Source organism: Ectopseudomonas khazarica (genome assembly GCF_004521985.1).
GTDB lineage: Bacteria > Pseudomonadota > Gammaproteobacteria > Pseudomonadales > Pseudomonadaceae > Aquipseudomonas > Aquipseudomonas khazarica.
Map to the genome: position 1 here is coordinate 54448 of NZ_SBHZ01000004.1, position 15756 is coordinate 70203.

Here is a 15756-nt window from a genome sequence, read left to right on the forward strand (position 1 = left end):
AATCGTGTTAACGGCGACTTCCGGGATAAATTTAGCTCAAGCAAGCTTCATACCCGGCACCCGGATACGAAAAGACCGCCCGGAGGCGGTCTTTTCAGTGATCGAACGGGCGATCAGGCGAACGGGTGACGCAGGACGATGGTCTCGTTGCGGTCCGGGCCGGTGGAGATGATGTCGATCGGCGCACCGACCAGCTCCTCGACGCGCTTGATATAGGCACGAGCAGCGGCCGGCAGGTCGTCCAGGCTCTTGGCGCCCAGGGTCGACTCGCTCCAGCCCGGCATTTCCTCGTACACCGGCTGCAGGCCGATGTAGCTGTCGGCATCGGTCGGCGCATCGCTCAGCACCTGGCCGTTGGCATCCTTGTAGCCGGTGCAGATGCGGATGGTTTCCAGGCCGTCGAGCACGTCCAGCTTGGTCAGGCACAGGCCGGAGATGCTGTTGATCTCGATGGCGCGACGCAGGATCACGGCATCGAACCAGCCGCAGCGACGGGCACGACCGGTGGTCGCACCGAACTCGTGACCACGCTTGGCCAGGAAGGCACCGATGTCGTCGAACAGCTCGGTCGGGAACGGACCGGAACCCACACGGGTGGTGTAGGCCTTGGTGATACCGAGGATGTAGTCGAGGTACAGCGGGCCGAAACCGGAACCGGTGGCGATACCGCCGGCGGTGGTGTTGGAGCTGGTGACGTAGGGGTAGGTGCCGTGGTCGATGTCCAGCAGCGAGCCCTGGGCCCCCTCGAACATGATGTCCTTGCCGCCCTTGCGCAGGTCATGCAGCACTGCGGTGACGTCGGCCATCATCGGCTTGAGCAGCTCGGCGTATTCCATGCACTCGTCCAGAGTCTTCTGGAAGTCGATGGCCGGCTCCTTGTAGAAGTTGACCAGCTGGAAGTTGTGGTAGTCCAGCAGCTCGCCGAGCTTGGCGGCGAAACGCTCGCGATGAAACAGGTCACCGACCCGCAGGCCACGACGCGCTACCTTGTCCTCGTACGCCGGGCCGATGCCACGACCGGTGGTACCGATCTTGGCATCGCCACGGGCCTTCTCGCGCGCCTGATCCAGGGCGACGTGATAGGACAGGATCAGCGGGCAAGCCGGGCTGATGCGCAGGCGTTCGCGCACGGGCACGCCCTTCTCTTCCAGCTTGTTGATTTCGCGCAGCAGGGCGTCAGGCGCGACGACCACGCCGTTGCCGATCAGGCACTCGACACCCTCACGCAGGATGCCGGACGGAATCAGGTGCAGGACGGTCTTCTCACCATCGATCACCAGAGTGTGGCCGGCATTGTGGCCACCCTGGTAACGCACGACTGCAGCGGCCTGCTCGGTGAGCAGGTCGACGATCTTGCCCTTGCCCTCATCACCCCACTGGGTGCCCAGGACGACGACATTCTTACCCATAAACTTGTCCTCTTCGCGCAAGCTTCGATGCCGGCAGCTGGCCGGCGAAAATGAATTCAGGACGCCAGGGGCGTCACCTGCCAACGTCCATCGCGCAGCGCCAGCAGCCGATCACAGCCTGCCTCGTGCGCATCCGCCTCGCTCTGCCCGGGCAGAGCCTGAACCACGCGCTCGCCCTCACCACGCAGACGACGAACGGCCTGCCACAGATAGAGGTCATGATTGTCCGGCGCCCAGATGCCTTTGACAGTCTCATCCAGGCGCATATCCCCCAGGGTCACCAGGGTTTTCAGATCGGTGGAGAAGCCCGTCGCCGGGCGCGCCCGACCGAATACGGCTCCCGTGTCGTCGTAACGCCCGCCCTGAGCGATGGCTCCGCCTTCGCCCGGCACGAACGCCGCGAACACCACACCGGTGTGATAGTTGTAGCCACGCAGCTCACCCAGGTCGAAATACAGCGGCAACTCGGGATAACGCAGTTCCAGCGCATCGGCGATGGCGACCAGCTCATCGAGCGCGGCATGCACCGCATCGGGCGCCTCGACCAGCGCGGCCTGGGCCAGGTCCAGCACCTCGCGGCCACCGCACAGCTCGGCCAGGGAACGCAGCATGCTGCCCAGACCGGCCGGCAAGGCGGCGGTCAGCGCTTCGATCTCGTCCATGGCCTTGCGCTGCAAGGCATCGAACAGCTGTTGCTCGGCCTCGCCGGAGAGACCGGCGGCACGCGCCAGGCCACGGTAGATGCCGACATGACCGAGGTCCATGTGCACGTCCGGCACGGCGGCCAGCTCCAGGGTCTCGACCAGCAGGCTGATCACCTCGATGTCGCTGGCCGGGCTGGCGTCGCCATAGAGTTCGGCACCCAGCTGAATGGGGCTGCGCGACGTGGTCAGGGCACGCGGCTTGGCGTGCAGCACACTGCCCGCGTAGCACAGGCGGCTCGGCCCCTCGCGACGCAGCGTGTGCGCGTCGATGCGCGCCACCTGCGGCGTGATGTCGGCACGAAAGCCCATCTGCCGGCCGGACAGCGGATCGGTGACCTTGAACGTACGCAGGTCAAGATCCTGGCCAGCGCCAGTCAGCAGGGATTCCAGGTACTCGATATGCGGGGTGACGACGAACTCGTAACCCCAACGCTGGAACAGGTCCAGCACCTGACGGCGTGCCGCCTCGATGCGCGCCGCTTCCGGCGGCAGTACTTCTTCGATGCCATCTGGCAGCAGCCAGCGGTCTACCGTTGCCATTTCGCCATTCCCCTCTCGATCCGGGCGGCACAAGCCTTCAGTGAAGCAGATAGAGAAGAGCCGTACCCAGCAGCATGCTGGCCAGCCCCATAAGACGCAGTCGGCGGTCGGGCAGCCGGGCTGCCTGCATTACCGCCCCGCGCCAGTGGCGCGGATAGAGGAAGGGCAGGATGCCTTCCAGCACCAGTACCAGACACAGAGCGATGCCGAGTTCCTGCCACATGATTCCCACAGACGCAAAAAAGCCGGGATTTTCCCGGCTGCCGCATCATACCACGCTAAAAGCCTCGAGCCACAAGCTTCAAGCCGCAAGTAGACGACCAGCGCCTGCTTGCGGCTTGTTGCGGCTCAAGGTTTGGCTTTTTCCAGGTAGCGGAAGAAATCGCTACTCGGGTCCAGCACCAGCACATCGCGCTTGTCAGCGAAGCTTTCGCGATAGGCCTTGAGGCTACGGTAGAAGGCGTAGAACTCCTGGTCCTGGCCGTAGGCACGGGCGTAGATGGCGGCTGCCTGGGCATCACCGTCACCGCGCAGCTCTTCGGCCTGGCGATAGGCCTCGGCCAGCAGCACGCGGCGCTGACGGTCGGCGTCGGCACGAATGCCTTCAGCCAGCTCGCGACCCTTGGCGCGATGCTCGCGCGCCTCACGCTCACGCTCGGTGCTCATCCGCTCGAAGACGCTGCGGTTGACCTCACGCGGCAGATCGATGGCCTTGACCCGCACATCGACCACTTCGATACCCAGCTCGCGCTCGGCGGCGCGGTTGAGCGTCGAGGTCACATCGGCCATCAGCGCATCACGCTCGCCAGACACAGACTCGTGCAGGGTGCGCTTGCCGAACTGGTCACGCAGCGAGGCCTCCAGACGACGCGCCAGGCGCTCGTCGGCGACCTGCTTCAGGCCCGAGGTGGACTGATAGAAGCGCTCGGCATCCTTCACCCGCCACTTGGCGTAGGCGTCGACCATCAGCGCCTTCTTCTCCAGGGTGAGGAAGCGCGACGACGTCGAATCCAGGGTCAGCAGGCGAGCGTCGAAGATGCGCACCTGGTTCACGTACGGAATCTTCACGTGCAGGCCCGGCTTGACGTCCGGGTTGACCACACGGCCGAACTGCAGCAATACCGCACGTTCGGTCTGCGCCACGATGTAGAAGCTGTTCCACGCCACCAGCGCCAGAACCACGGCCACGATCAGGCCGATCAGGGACTTGTTGCTCATCAACGGCCCTCCCGGGAACGCAGGTTGCGCTGCGACAGATCGCTGCTCAGCGGCACGGCCGGATCACGCGTTGTCGCAGTACTGCTGTTGGCAGAAGCGGACGAGGACGAAACGCCACCGCGACCGTCAATCATCTTGTCCAGCGGCAGGTACAGCAGGTTGTTCTGCCCCTTGTCGCCAGTGACCAGAACCTTGCTGGTGTTGCTCATCATCTCCTGCATGGTGTCCAGGTACAGACGCTCACGCGTGACCTCGGGCGCCTTGCGATACTCGGTGACCAACTTGGTGAAGCGATCAGCCTCACCCTCGGCACGTGCGATGACTTCATCACGATAACCGTTGGCTTCCTCCAGCAGACGCTGGGCCTGGCCGCGCGCCTCGGGAATCACGCCATTGGCATAGGACTCGGCCTGGTTCTTCTCGCGTTGTTCGTCCTCGCGGGCACGAATCACGTCGTCGAAGGCTTCCTGGACTTCACGCGGTGCCGCGGCGCTCTGGATGTTCACCTGGGTGATGGTGATACCGGTGCGGTAGTTGTCGAGGAAACGCTGCAGGCGCTCGTGCACCTCACTGGCCATCAGTTCACGACCTTCGGTCAATACCTGATCCATCTCGGTGGAACCCACCACGTGGCGCACGGCACTGTCGGTCGCATGCTGCAGGCTGACTTCCGGCTGATCCACGTTGAGCACGAAGTCCTGCAGGTTGCTGATGCGGTACTGCACGGTCAGCGGCACTTCGATGATGTTCTCGTCCTCGGTCAGCATCGCGCCCTGCTTGCTGTAGGCACGCTCACGAGTGACGTTTTCCTGGAACTTGCGATCGATCGGCGGGAAGTAGATGTTCAGGCCGGGACCAACGGTTTCATGGTACTTGCCGAAGCGCAGCACCACGGCCTGCTCCTGCTCGTCCACCACGTAGATCGCACTGTACAGCCAGATCACCGCCAGCAGGCCGAGGCCCACGAACAGCAGGCCGAAACCGCCACCGCCGCCACTGCGGCCAGAGTCGTCGTCACCGCGCTTCTTGCCGCCACCAAAAAGCCCGTTCAGGCTTTCTTGCAACTTGCGGAACGCTTCGTCGAGATCCGGCGGGCCCTGCCGGCCACCGCCTTTGCGGCCGCCCCAAGGGTCTTGATTGTTCGAGTTGCCACCCGGCTCATTCCAAGCCATAGCGTTCTCCGTACTGATAAAGCGAAGGCGCGCCCACGGCGCGCCGGCCAATGCTACCCAAAGCCCCCGGCCGACAGCAAAGCCGCCGCCACAGGCTTTATTGCAAAGTATGTTGCTCGATGAACAGCTGAGGCTCCATGCCTTCGCGACTCACCAGGCGATTGAGCTCGACCCTCGGCAAACGCACCGACAGCAGACTACGCCCCTGCTCGTCATGCCCTTCGTCCTGCACCGCCCCCAGTTCGAAGAACTGCGCGCGCAGGCGCCCCAGACGTTGCGGCAACTGCAGCGTACCGACGAACAGGTCGTCCGCCAGCAACTCAGCCACCGCCTGCCGCAACAGCTCCAGACCGCGCCCCTCGCGCGCCGACAACCAGACGCGCAACGGCTTGCCATCGGCATCGCGCTGAATCTGTGGCTCGACACCTTCCAACAAATCCAGCTTGTTGTACACCTCGAGCATCGGCAATTCGTTCGCACCGATCTCCTTGAGCACCGCCTGCACCTGCTCGATCTGCGCCATGCGCTCGGGCTCATGGGCATCGATCACGTGCAGCAGCAGATCGGAGTTGCTCGACTCTTCAAGCGTAGCGCGAAAGGCCTCGACCAGCTTGTGCGGCAGGTGGCGGATGAAGCCCACGGTGTCGGCCAGGACGATCGGCCCGAGGTCGTCGAGTTCGAGCCGGCGCAGGGTCGGATCGAGCGTGGCGAACAGCTGGTCCGCGGCGTACACCTCGGAGGTGGTCAGCGCATTGAACAGCGTGGACTTGCCGGCGTTGGTGTAACCCACCAGGGAAACCGAAGGGATGTCCGCGCGCTTGCGCCCGCGGCGCGCCTGCTCACGCTGACTGCGCACCTTCTCCAGCTTCTGCTTGATCTGGCGGATGCGTACACGCAGCAGACGACGGTCGGTCTCCAGCTGGGTTTCACCCGGACCGCGCAGACCGATCCCGCCCTTCTGCCGCTCCAGGTGGGTCCAGCCACGCACCAGGCGCGTGCTCATGTGATCGAGCTGCGCCAGCTCGACCTGCAGCTTGCCTTCGTGGGTACGGGCGCGCTGGGCGAAGATATCGAGGATCAACCCGGTACGATCGAGCACGCGACATTCGAACGCACGCTCGAGGTTGCGCTCCTGGCTCGGTGTCAGGGTGTGATTGAAGATGACCAGTTCGGCCTCGCTGGCCCTGACCTGGTCGCGCAGCTCCTCGACCTTGCCACTCCCGATGAGGTACTTGGCGGTCAGGCGACTGCTGGGCACGCTGAGAAAAGCGACCATGTCGGCGCCTGCCGACATGGCCAACTCCTGGAACTCCTGGGGATCTTCGCTCGCCTCGGAGTCTTGGCCTTCCAGATGAACCAGGATGGCCCGCTCACCGCCCTCATGACGCTCGAAGAACAATGCAGCCCCCTATCAGGCGTTACCCGGCTCGGCATCACCCTGTTCGGAGTCGCCAGCGCTCGGCAGGCGTACCGGACGGCTGGGCACGACGGTGGAAATGGCATGTTTGTAGACCATCTGGCTGACAGTGTTCTTCAGCAGGATGACGAACTGGTCGAAGGACTCGATCTGGCCCTGCAGCTTGATGCCGTTGACCAGATAGATGGAAACAGGGACGCGTTCCTTACGCAGGGTATTCAGGTAAGGGTCTTGTAGCGAATGCCCTTTTGACATGTGCCGCACTCCTTTCGAGGATCAATTTCAATAATTTTAGTAGGTAAACAATAGCTTCGGACCGTCACACCCCCAAGGATAGACGGCCAGCGGCAAGGTCTCAGTTCAATATGGAGACGCTTTCCAGGTATTTCAAGGCGCGAGACAGATTGTCGCAGGCCAGGCTGTCCAGCCAGTGCAGCCCGTCCCAGCCTCGCAGCCAGGTGAACTGACGCTTGGCCAGTTGCCGAGTGGCGATGATGCCGCGCTCGACCATTTGTTCACGGGACAACCCACCGTCGAGGTATTCCCATACCTGGCGATAACCTACCGCCCGTATAGACGGCAGCCCTGCGTGCAAGTCACTTCGTCTGCGCAGGGCTTCGACCTCGTCCACGAAACCCTGTTCCAACATCGCTTGAAATCGTTGTGCGATGCGCTCATGCAGAACCTGGCGCTGCGCCGGAGCGATAGCAAGCTGCGCAACAGTATAGGGCAATTGCCCGCCGGCCGATGTGCCCGTATCGGAGTTTCCGGCGGCCTGACGACGGCGGTGCTCGCTCATGCTCAGGCCGCTCACGCGATAGACCTCCAGGGCCCGGGTCAGACGCTGAGGGTCATTGGGGTGAATGCGCGCCGCCGACTCCGGATCGACCGCAGCCAGCTCGCGGTGCAGGGCCTCCCAGCCCTCGGCCGCGGCCCGCGCCTCCAGCTCGGCGCGCACGGCCGGGTCGGCACTGGGCATGTCGGCCAGCCCCTCCAGCAATGCCTTGTAATAAAGCATGGTGCCGCCCACCAGCAGCGGGATGCGTCCGCGTGCCGCGCTGGCGGCCATGGCGGCCAGCGCATCGGCGCGAAATTCCGCGGCGGAATAGCTCTCGGCGGGATCGCGAATATCGATCAGGGCATGCGGAAAGGCGTCAAGAATGGCGCGCTCCGGCTTGGCGGTGCCGATGTCCATGCCCCGGTAGATCAGCGCGGAGTCGACGCTGATCAGGTCGCACGGCAGCAGGCGCGCCAGTTCCAAGGCCAGGTCGGTCTTGCCGGCGGCGGTCGGGCCCATCAGAAAGATTGCGGGGGGAAGCGAAGACATCGGCATGACTCGAAACACGAAGACGGGAGAAGCCCTGGCGACAGGGCCTCACTGACTCAATTACTGGCCGCGCATGAACAACTTGTCGAGCTGATCCATACTCAGCTGCGTCCAGGTCGGACGGCCATGGTTGCACTGGCCGCTGCGCTCGGTCTGCTCCATGTCACGCAGCAGGGCGTTCATCTCGGGAATGGTCAGGCGCCGGTTGGCACGCACGGAACCGTGACAGGCCATGGTCGCCAGCAGCTCGTTGAGGTGCGCCTGGATACGGTCGCTGGTGCCGTACTCGAGCAGGTCGGCCAGCACGTCACGCACCAGCTGCGTCGCTTCGGCCTGCTTGAGCAGAGCCGGAATCTGGCGAATCGCCAGGCTTTCCTCACCCAGACGCTGCAGCTCGAAGCCCAGACGCTGGAACCATTCGCCGTGCTCCTCGGCGCAATCCGCCTCGCGCTGGCTGACGGCGAGCGACTCCGGCACCAGCAGCGGCTGGCCACGCAAGCCTTCGCTGGCCATGGCGTGCTTGAGCCGCTCATAGGTGATGCGCTCGTGCGCCGCATGCATGTCCACCACCACCATGCCCTGGGCGTTCTCGGCGAGGATGTAGACCCCCTTGAGCTGCGCCACGGCGTAGCCGAGCGGTGGAATGTCGCCCTGCTCCTGCGGCAGGGGCTGCGCCGGCGCCGTCGGCAGCGGCGAGAAATACTCGCGATACGTCGCCTGGGCCTCGCCCGCCGAAACGCCAGGATTGCCGGCAGGCTGCTGGTAACCGGCACCACTGCCGCGCCAGGCCGGCTGGACACTGGGCGCTGGCGCTTCGAGAACGCTGGCCGCCAGGCCCATCTCGCCCTGCGGGCCGAACTCACCCGCGGCCTGCCCGGTCGGGCGCATCATCGGCGAGACAGTGGCCGGCGCAGCGACCTGATCCTCCGGGCGCACATCGGCCAGCGCACGGTGCAGAGTGCCGTAGAGGAAGTCGTGCACCATGCGGCTGTCACGAAAGCGCACCTCGTGCTTGGTCGGATGGACGTTGACGTCCACCGTCGCCGGGTCGATTTCCAGGAACAGCACGAAGGTCGGATGCCGGCCGTTGAACAGCACGTCGCGGTAGGCCTGGCGCACCGCGTGGGCGACCAGCTTGTCGCGCACCATGCGCCCGTTGACGTAGAAATACTGCAGGTCCGCCTGGCTGCGCGAGAAGGTCGGCAGGCCGACCCAGCCCCACAGGCGCAGGCCGCCACGTTCGATCTCGATGGGCAGCGCCTGCTCGAGGAAGGCCGGGCCACAGACCGAGGCCACGCGGCGCGCGCGGCTGATGTCGTCCCCGGCCTCATGCAGGCTGAGCACGGTCTTGCCGTTGTGGCGCAGATGGAATGCCACGTCGAAACGGGCCAGCGCCAGGCGCTTGATCACCTCCTGCAGGTGGTCGAACTCGGTTTTCTCCGCCCGCAGGAACTTGCGCCGCGCCGGCGTGTTGAAGAACAGGTCACGGACTTCCACCGAGGTGCCGACCGGGTGCGCGGCAGGCTGCACCCGCGGCTCCATGTCGCGGCCCTCGGTCTCCACCTGCCAGGCCTGGTCGGCATCGGCGGTACGCGATGTCAGGGTCAGGCGCGACACCGAGCTGATCGACGCCAGTGCCTCGCCACGAAAGCCCATGCTGAGCACCGCTTCGAGGTCTTCCAGTTCGCGAATCTTGCTGGTGGCGTGGCGCGCCAGGGCCAGTGGCAGATCGTCCGGGGCGATGCCGCCGCCGTCGTCGCGCACCTTGAGCAGCTTGACGCCGCCCTGCTCGACTTCCACGTCGATGCGCCGCGCACCGGAGTCCAGGCTGTTTTCCAGCAGTTCCTTGGCCACCGAGGCGGGGCGCTCGACGACCTCGCCCGCAGCGATCTGGTTGGCCAGGCGCGGGCTGAGCAAATGAATACGGGACATGACACTCATTACTGGGCTGCCAGGGACGTGGCGGGTATCTGCAGTTTCTGACCGACCTTGATCACGTCGCCCTTGAGTTTGTTGGTACTGCGCAGCGTCGCCAGGCTGATCTGGTAACGCTGTGCGATCAGCGCCAGGCTCTCGCCACGGGACACCACGTGCTCACGCGGCCCGCTGGCGATCTTGCCTGCGTCGCGCAGCCAGGCGACATAGGTGCCGGGCGGCGGGTTCTCATGGAAGAACTGCTTGACCCCGGAGGTGATCGAACGCGCCAGTGCCTGCTGGTGACTGGCGCTGTGCAGCTTCTTCGCTTCGTTGGGGTTGGAGATGAAACCGGTTTCCACCAGGATCGACGGGATGTCCGGCGATTTCAGCACCATGAACCCGGCCTGCTCCACCCGGCGCTTGTGCAGCGGCGTGATGCTGCCCATGTTCGACAGCACCTTCTGCCCCACGTTGAGGCTGGACGACAGCGAGGCCGTCATCGACAGGTCCAGCAGCACGCCGGCGAGCATCTTGTCCTTGTCGTCCAGGCTGACGTTGCCGGCACCGCCGATGAGGTCGGACTGGTTCTCCGCGTCGGCCAGCCAGCGCGCCGTCTCTGACGTGGCGCCGCGCTCGGACAAGGCATAGACGGAGGCGCCGAATGCCGACGAGCGTGGCGCGGCGTCGGCATGAATCGAGACGAACAGATCGGCGCCTTTCTTGCGGGCGATCTCGGTGCGTTTGCGCAGCGGAATGAAGTAATCGCCGGTGCGCACCAGCTCGGCGCGGAAGCCCTTCTCGGCGTTGACCTGGCGCTGCAGCTCCTTGGCGATGGCCAGGGTCACGTGCTTTTCGTACTGGCCCTTGACCGGCGACAGGGCGCCCGGGTCTTCACCGCCATGACCGGCATCGATGGCGATGACGATATCGCGCTTGCCACCCGGCACGGGTGTCAGCTTGGGCGGCGGCTGGGTCGGCGTGACGGGCACCGGCGGCGAAGTGTTGGCGACGCTCGGTGTCTGGGTGCTCGGCGGCGCACTGCCCTGATCGAACAGGTCGACCACCAGGCGATGCCCGTATTGCTGGTTCGGCGCCAGGGAAAAGCTCTTCGGCGTGACCGGCGCGGACAGGTCGATGACCACCCGCAGATCGTCCGCGCCGCGCTGGGCGGAACGCACCCCGGTGATCGGGGTATTGGCCAACGACAGCTGGTCGAGGTTGGTGGCCAGCTTGGCGCCACTGACGTCGATGACGATGCGATCCGGCGCCGCGAGGGTGAAGACGCTGTGCTGCACCGGCCCGGACAGGTCGAAGACCAGGCGCGTGTTGTCGGGAGCACGCCAGAGGCGCACGCCGCGCACATCCGAGGCAGCCAGGGCCTCGGCAGCCAGAGCCGCCAACAAAACACCCACAGCGGTAACCAGCGCGCCTATGCGCATACCCAACCCCATCGATTCTTGCTTTATTGTTTGCTGCTCAGGGCCTCGCACCAGGCATCCCCTCGAGCCCCATGCCCCTGCAGCAACAGCGAACGGCCGCCCGCTTGGGGGGTAATGGTAATGTCCATGTCGGGCTTTGGCAAAACACCCGCACCGCGCTGCGGCCACTCGATCAGGCAAAGGGCAGCGCCATCGAAATAATCGCGGATACCGAGGAACTCCAGCTCCTCGGGATCGACCAGTCGATACAGGTCGAAATGGAACGCCCGCAGTTCACCGATCTCGTAGGGTTCGACCAGGGTGAAGGTCGGGCTCTTCACCGCCCCGCAATGCCCCAGGCCACGCAGGATGCCGCGTGACAGGGTGGTCTTGCCCGCCCCCAGGTCGCCGTGCAGGTAGATCACTCCCGCGCCACCGCTGACCTCGGCGATACGCGCACCCAGGGCCAGCATCGCTGCTTCATCGGCAGCTTCGAGTCTCACTTCAGACAAGGACACAACTCCTCCAGTAACTGACGAATGGCGCACGGCAGATCGCCGGCAGCCAGACCACGCCCTTGCCGGGCCAGCAACTCGCCAGCCCGCGCATGCAACCAGACCGCGAGGCAGGTCGCATCGAATGCAGCCATGCCCTGCGCCAACAGGGCGCCGATCAGCCCGGCCAGCACATCGCCCAGCCCGGCGCCGGCCATCGCCGGGTGTCCGCGATCACACAGGGCCAGGCGACCATCGGGCGCCGCGATCAGGCTGCCAGCGCCCTTGAGCACCACGACCAGGCCATAGCGTTGCGCCAGCGCGCGGGCGGCGGCGGGGCGGTCGGCCTGCACGCTGGCGGTGTCCTGCCCCAGCAGGCGCGCCGCCTCTGCGGGATGCGGCGTCAGCACGCCCTGCCTGGGCGCGGGAACCTGCCCCGCCGCCAGCAGGTTCAGCGCATCGGCGTCCCAGACCTGCGGCGCGCCGAGCCCCGCGACGCTCGACAGCAGGCTGCGCGACCAGGCGCCCTGCCCCAGCCCCGGGCCCAGCACACAGACATCGGCGCGCTCGGCCAGTGCCAGCAGCTGATTGGCCGATGCCACCGCCGTACACATGATCTCGGGCCGCCGCACCAGGGCGGCGGCAACATGCTCGGCGCGGGTCGCCAGCGTCACCATCCCGGCACCGGCGCGCAGCGCGCTGTCGGCGCAGAGCAGCGCCGCACCGCCCATGCCCAGATCGCCGCCAACCACCAGCAGATGACCGAACTGCCCCTTGTGCGCCACCGGCGAGCGCGGCGCCAGGCGCGGCAGGCAGCGTTCATCCAGGCGCTGCGCCACGCTGGGAGCCTGCGCCAGCAACTGCGCATCGGCCTGCAGGTCGTCGAACTGCAGCTCGCCGCACAGCGCCGGCCCTTGCCCGGTCAGCAAGCCCAGCTTGAGCGCGATGAAGGTCATGGTCAGGTCGGCGCGAACCGCCACGCCGAGGCACGCCCCCGTATCGGCCAGCAGGCCGGAGGGAATATCCACCGCCAGCACGGGCAGCCCGGCCTGATTGATCGCGCCAATCGCCTGCGCATAAGGCTCGCACACGGCGCCTGCCAGCCCGGTGCCGAGTAGCGCATCGACCAGCACACCGGCCAGCGGCAGCCCCTCGTCCCAGGGCAGGATGTCCACACCGGCCGCATCGGCCTCGGCGCAGGCTTGCGCGGCGTCGCCCTGCAGGGCTGCCGGATCGCCGACCGCCAGCACCCGGACACGCCAGCCGGCACGTTGCGCCAGCGCCGCGATCAGATAGCCGTCACCGGCATTGTTGCCGCGCCCGGCCAGCACCGTTATCTCACCGGCCTCGGGCCAGCGCCGGCGCAGGGCACGCCAGGCCGCATGGGCGGCGCGCTGCATCAACTCGAAGCCCGGCGTGCCGGCGGCGATCAGTTGTGCATCCAGCGCGCGCACCTGCTGCGCGCTGTGCAGAGTCGAAGGCAGGGAAGCGGAGGATAGATGCATGGCTCGCTCGGAACGGATGTCTGGCAGAATTATACCCACCTCAATCCTCTGCGCCCGCCTCATGTCCGACCATAGCCTCGATCTCAATGCCCTGGCCCAGTCCATCAAGGACTGGGGACGCGAGCTCGGGTTCCAGCAGGTGGGCATCGCCGATGTCGAGCTGAGCGAGCATGAAGCCCACCTCAAGCGCTGGCTCGCCGCCGGCTACCAGGGCGAGATGGACTACATGGCCGCGCATGGCGACAAGCGCTCACGCCCGGCCGAGCTGGTGCCCGGCACGCTGCGCGTGGTGTCGCTGCGCATGGACTACCTGCCTGGCGACACCCAGATGGCCCAGCGCCTGAAGGAACCCGAGCAGGCCTACGTATCGCGCTACGCACTCGGTCGCGACTACCACAAGCTGATCCGCAAGCGCCTGCAACAGCTGGCCGAGCGCATCCAGCAGCAGATCGGGACGTTCGGCTATCGCGCCTTCGTCGACAGCGCCCCGGTGCTGGAGAAGGCCATCGCCGAGAAGGCCGGCCTGGGCTGGATCGGCAAGAATACCCTGGTGCTCAACCGCAAGGCGGGCAGCTACTTCTTTCTCGGCGAACTGTTCGTCGACCTGCCTCTGCCGTTGGATGCGCCCCATGCGAGCGAGCACTGCGGGCGCTGCAGCGCGTGCATGGACATCTGCCCCACGGCCGCCTTCGCCGGGCCCTACCAGCTCGACGCGCGGCGCTGCATCTCCTACCTGACCATCGAGCTCAAGGGCTCGATCCCCGTCGAGCTGCGCACACCGATCGGCAACCGGGTGTTCGGCTGCGACGACTGCCAGATCGTCTGCCCCTGGAACCGCTTCGCCCGCCCCACCGAGCAGGGCGACTTCCAGCCACGCCATGGCCTCGACAACAGCGCCCTGGCCGAACTGTTCCTGTGGACGGAGCCGGAGTTTCTCGCCCGCACCGAGGGCTCGCCCCTGCGCCGCGCCGGCTACGAGCGCTGGCTGCGCAACCTGGCGGTCGGCCTGGGCAACGCCCCCTCGACCATCCCGGTGCTGGAGGCGCTGAATGCCCGCCGCGACCACCCCTCGGAGCTGGTGCGCGAGCATGTGGAGTGGGCGCTGCAGCAGCATGAACGATAGGTGACAGGCTTCAGGCGGCAGGCAAAAGCAGCGCGGCCATCCGCTCCACTCCTGGCCTGCTGCGGCCTTCAGACCTTGAGGAAATGCTCGCGGTAGTGGCGCAGCTCGGCGACGGATTCGCGAATGTCGTCCAGCGCCTGATGCGTGGCGCTTTTCTGGAAGCTGTCCTTGACCTCCGGCGCCCACATGCCGGCCAGGATCTTCAGCGTCGACACATCCAGGTAGCGGTAGTGGAAGTAGGCTTCCAGGGCCGGCATGTACTTGTAGAGGAAGCGCCGGTCCTGACCGATGCTGTTGCCGCAGATCGGCGACTTGCCCTTCGGCACCCACTGTTCGAGAAAGGCAATGGTCTGCGCCTCGGCGGTGGCCGCATCGATGCGACTTTCGCGCACGCGCTGGGTCAGGCCGCTCTCGCCATGGGTACGGGTATTCCACTCGTCCATGCCGGCCAGCGTCTCGTCGCTCTGGTGAATGGCGATCACCGGGCCTTCGGCCAGCACGTTGAGCTCGCTGTCGGTGACGATGGTGGCCATTTCGATGATCACATCGCGCTCCGGCTCCAGGCCGGTCATTTCCAGGTCGATCCAGATCAGATTGTTGGGGTTTTGCATGGTAAGGGGCTCCTAGGCTCAGCCGGCAAGTCTAGCGGATATCCACAGCCTTCATCTGCCACAGATACAAGGACGTCTGCCGCCCCTCGTCGACCGCGAGCGTGCGGTCGGCCGGCACACCAGGAATCTCGAAGGTGTTGCTGATCAGCCAGCTGCCAGGGCGCATCTCACCTTCCGCCTTGCGCCACAGACGCGGCATCGGAACGGGCGACAGGAAACAGTAGGCGATGTCGAAGTCGGCCAGGTCGACCCGCCAGAGGCTCTGGTAACGGATGCTGCAGTTCTCCTGCAGCAGGCAGCGCAGCCAGGCGAAGACGAAGAGCAGCGGCGCCGTTTCCACGCCGACGAACTGCCCACGCGGGCAGTGTCGCGCCAGCTGCAGCAACGTACCCGCCGTGCCGCAGCCCAGGTCGACGAAGCGCAGCGGCGGCTCGCGCTCGCTCAGGCAGCGCTGCAGTTGCTGCTGCGCCCTGCGCCCGCTCAGGTACAGCGGCACGCGCTCGCGCAGACTGTTCCAGTTGACCAGCAGCAGCACCACGAACGCCAGCAGGAACAGCCAGGCAGGCAACTCGGCACGCTGCGCCAGCAACAGCGCCGGCAGGAACGCCAGGTTGATCCACCACCACCAGCGCGACAGACCAAGCCGCCAGCCGATCAGTGCCGCCAGCATGCCTTGCAGCAAGGCCACCGACAGCAGCGGAAGACGCCAGGACAGCAACGCCAGCAGGTACACCAGCACGACCACCAGCGCCAGCGCCAGGCCCTGCGCCAGCAGGGCCCGCACCAGTGGCACAGGTGCCAGCATTCTCTCATCGCCCATCACCGCCCTCCCCCATCTGGCGCCGCAGCGCCACCAGGCGCTCATGCTAAACTCGCCGCGATCTAGTCTCCACCACCCGGA

15 protein-coding genes are annotated in these 15756 nt (G+C 65.9%); 1 reads left to right on the plus strand and 14 read right to left on the minus strand.

Annotated elements, in window-relative coordinates; genetic code table 11:
- Positions 1-113: 113 nt before the first annotated feature.
- From EPK82_RS05910 to EPK82_RS05965, 12 genes are all read right to left on the minus strand, one after another.
- Positions 114-1409 (minus strand): adenylosuccinate synthase, encoded by a 1296-nt coding sequence (locus tag EPK82_RS05910; RefSeq protein WP_037054814.1) that lies wholly within the window; start codon positions 1407-1409, stop codon positions 114-116.
- A gap of 56 nt (positions 1410-1465) precedes the next feature.
- Complete coding sequence (locus EPK82_RS05915; protein WP_037054815.1) at positions 1466-2653, minus strand: ATP phosphoribosyltransferase regulatory subunit; 1188 nt, start codon at positions 2651-2653, stop codon at positions 1466-1468.
- Between the two features lie 37 nt (positions 2654-2690).
- A complete protein-coding gene (locus EPK82_RS05920; protein ID WP_003459207.1) occupies positions 2691-2876 on the minus strand; it encodes a DUF2065 domain-containing protein in 186 nt (61 codons plus the stop codon).
- Between the two features lie 125 nt (positions 2877-3001).
- The gene (gene hflC / locus EPK82_RS05925) at positions 3002-3871 is read right to left on the minus strand and encodes a protease modulator HflC (protein WP_037054817.1); all 870 of its coding nucleotides are present in this window, start codon (positions 3869-3871) and stop codon (positions 3002-3004) included.
- The gene (hflK, locus tag EPK82_RS05930) at positions 3871-5043 is read right to left on the minus strand and encodes an FtsH protease activity modulator HflK (protein ID WP_037054818.1); all 1173 of its coding nucleotides are present in this window, start codon (positions 5041-5043) and stop codon (positions 3871-3873) included. The genes hflC and hflK overlap by 1 nt, the downstream gene beginning before the upstream one ends.
- A 97-nt stretch (positions 5044-5140) precedes the next feature.
- A complete protein-coding gene (hflX, locus tag EPK82_RS05935) occupies positions 5141-6442 on the minus strand; it encodes a ribosome rescue GTPase HflX (protein WP_134676025.1) in 1302 nt (433 codons plus the stop codon).
- A gap of 12 nt (positions 6443-6454) precedes the next feature.
- A complete protein-coding gene (gene hfq, locus EPK82_RS05940) occupies positions 6455-6715 on the minus strand; it encodes an RNA chaperone Hfq (RefSeq protein ID WP_037054821.1) in 261 nt (86 codons plus the stop codon).
- Positions 6716-6815: 100 nt separating this feature from the next.
- The gene (miaA, locus tag EPK82_RS05945; RefSeq protein WP_037054823.1) at positions 6816-7787 is read right to left on the minus strand and encodes a tRNA (adenosine(37)-N6)-dimethylallyltransferase MiaA; all 972 of its coding nucleotides are present in this window, start codon (positions 7785-7787) and stop codon (positions 6816-6818) included.
- A 60-nt stretch (positions 7788-7847) separates the two neighbouring features.
- On the minus strand, positions 7848-9719 hold the full coding sequence (gene mutL / locus EPK82_RS05950) for a DNA mismatch repair endonuclease MutL (RefSeq protein ID WP_394346186.1): 1872 nt from the start codon (positions 9717-9719) through the stop codon (positions 7848-7850).
- Positions 9720-9727: 8 nt separating this feature from the next.
- Entirely contained in the window at positions 9728-11155 is a 1428-nt protein-coding gene (locus EPK82_RS05955; RefSeq protein ID WP_197035116.1) for an N-acetylmuramoyl-L-alanine amidase, read from the minus strand.
- Positions 11156-11166: 11 nt separating this feature from the next.
- Positions 11167-11634 (minus strand): tRNA (adenosine(37)-N6)-threonylcarbamoyltransferase complex ATPase subunit type 1 TsaE, encoded by a 468-nt coding sequence (tsaE, locus tag EPK82_RS05960; RefSeq protein WP_037054830.1) that lies wholly within the window; start codon positions 11632-11634, stop codon positions 11167-11169.
- Positions 11622-13121: an NAD(P)H-hydrate dehydratase gene (locus EPK82_RS05965; protein ID WP_244229855.1), complete on the minus strand. Its 1500-nt coding sequence runs from the start codon at positions 13119-13121 to the stop codon at positions 11622-11624. The genes tsaE and EPK82_RS05965 overlap by 13 nt, the downstream gene beginning before the upstream one ends.
- 61 nt (positions 13122-13182) lie before the next feature.
- Here EPK82_RS05965 and queG point away from each other — a divergent pair, with 61 nt between their 5' ends.
- Positions 13183-14244 carry a tRNA epoxyqueuosine(34) reductase QueG gene (queG, locus tag EPK82_RS05970; RefSeq protein WP_134676028.1) on the plus strand — a complete coding sequence of 354 codons (1062 nt, stop codon included), beginning with the start codon at positions 13183-13185 and terminating at the stop codon, positions 14242-14244.
- 68 nt (positions 14245-14312) lie between these two features.
- Here queG and orn read toward each other — a convergent pair whose 3' ends face one another.
- Both orn and EPK82_RS05980 read right to left on the minus strand, forming a co-directional pair.
- Positions 14313-14855, minus strand: a complete 543-nt coding sequence (gene orn, locus EPK82_RS05975) for an oligoribonuclease (protein WP_037054835.1) — start codon at positions 14853-14855, stop codon at positions 14313-14315.
- 31 nt (positions 14856-14886) lie between these two features.
- Positions 14887-15675: a class I SAM-dependent methyltransferase gene (locus EPK82_RS05980; RefSeq protein ID WP_134676029.1), complete on the minus strand. Its 789-nt coding sequence runs from the start codon at positions 15673-15675 to the stop codon at positions 14887-14889.
- Positions 15676-15756 lie beyond the last annotated feature (81 nt).

What these genes read in the sequence shown, in the direction of transcription:
- hflC (WP_037054817.1), bottom strand. Translation starts at nt 3,871, where the DNA reads ATGAGCAACAAGTCCCTGATCGGCCTGATCGTGGCCGTGGTTCTGGCG.
- EPK82_RS05910 (WP_037054814.1), bottom strand. Translation starts at nt 1,409, where the DNA reads ATGGGTAAGAATGTCGTCGTCCTGGGCACCCAGTGGGGTGATGAGGGC.
- queG (WP_134676028.1), top strand. Translation starts at nt 13,183, where the DNA reads ATGTCCGACCATAGCCTCGATCTCAATGCCCTGGCCCAGTCCATCAAG.
- hfq (WP_037054821.1), bottom strand. Translation starts at nt 6,715, where the DNA reads ATGTCAAAAGGGCATTCGCTACAAGACCCTTACCTGAATACCCTGCGT.
- EPK82_RS05965 (WP_244229855.1), bottom strand. Translation starts at nt 13,121, where the DNA reads ATGCATCTATCCTCCGCTTCCCTGCCTTCGACTCTGCACAGCGCGCAG.
- orn (WP_037054835.1), bottom strand. Translation starts at nt 14,855, where the DNA reads ATGCAAAACCCCAACAATCTGATCTGGATCGACCTGGAAATGACCGGC.
- EPK82_RS05915 (WP_037054815.1), bottom strand. Translation starts at nt 2,653, where the DNA reads ATGGCAACGGTAGACCGCTGGCTGCTGCCAGATGGCATCGAAGAAGTA.
- mutL (WP_394346186.1), bottom strand. Translation starts at nt 9,719, where the DNA reads ATGTCCCGTATTCATTTGCTCAGCCCGCGCCTGGCCAACCAGATCGCT.
- miaA (WP_037054823.1), bottom strand. Translation starts at nt 7,787, where the DNA reads ATGTCTTCGCTTCCCCCCGCAATCTTTCTGATGGGCCCGACCGCCGCC.
- EPK82_RS05955 (WP_197035116.1), bottom strand. Translation starts at nt 11,155, where the DNA reads ATGGGGTTGGGTATGCGCATAGGCGCGCTGGTTACCGCTGTGGGTGTT.
- hflK (WP_037054818.1), bottom strand. Translation starts at nt 5,043, where the DNA reads ATGGCTTGGAATGAGCCGGGTGGCAACTCGAACAATCAAGACCCTTGG.
- EPK82_RS05920 (WP_003459207.1), bottom strand. Translation starts at nt 2,876, where the DNA reads ATGTGGCAGGAACTCGGCATCGCTCTGTGTCTGGTACTGGTGCTGGAA.
- EPK82_RS05980 (WP_134676029.1), bottom strand. Translation starts at nt 15,675, where the DNA reads ATGGGCGATGAGAGAATGCTGGCACCTGTGCCACTGGTGCGGGCCCTG.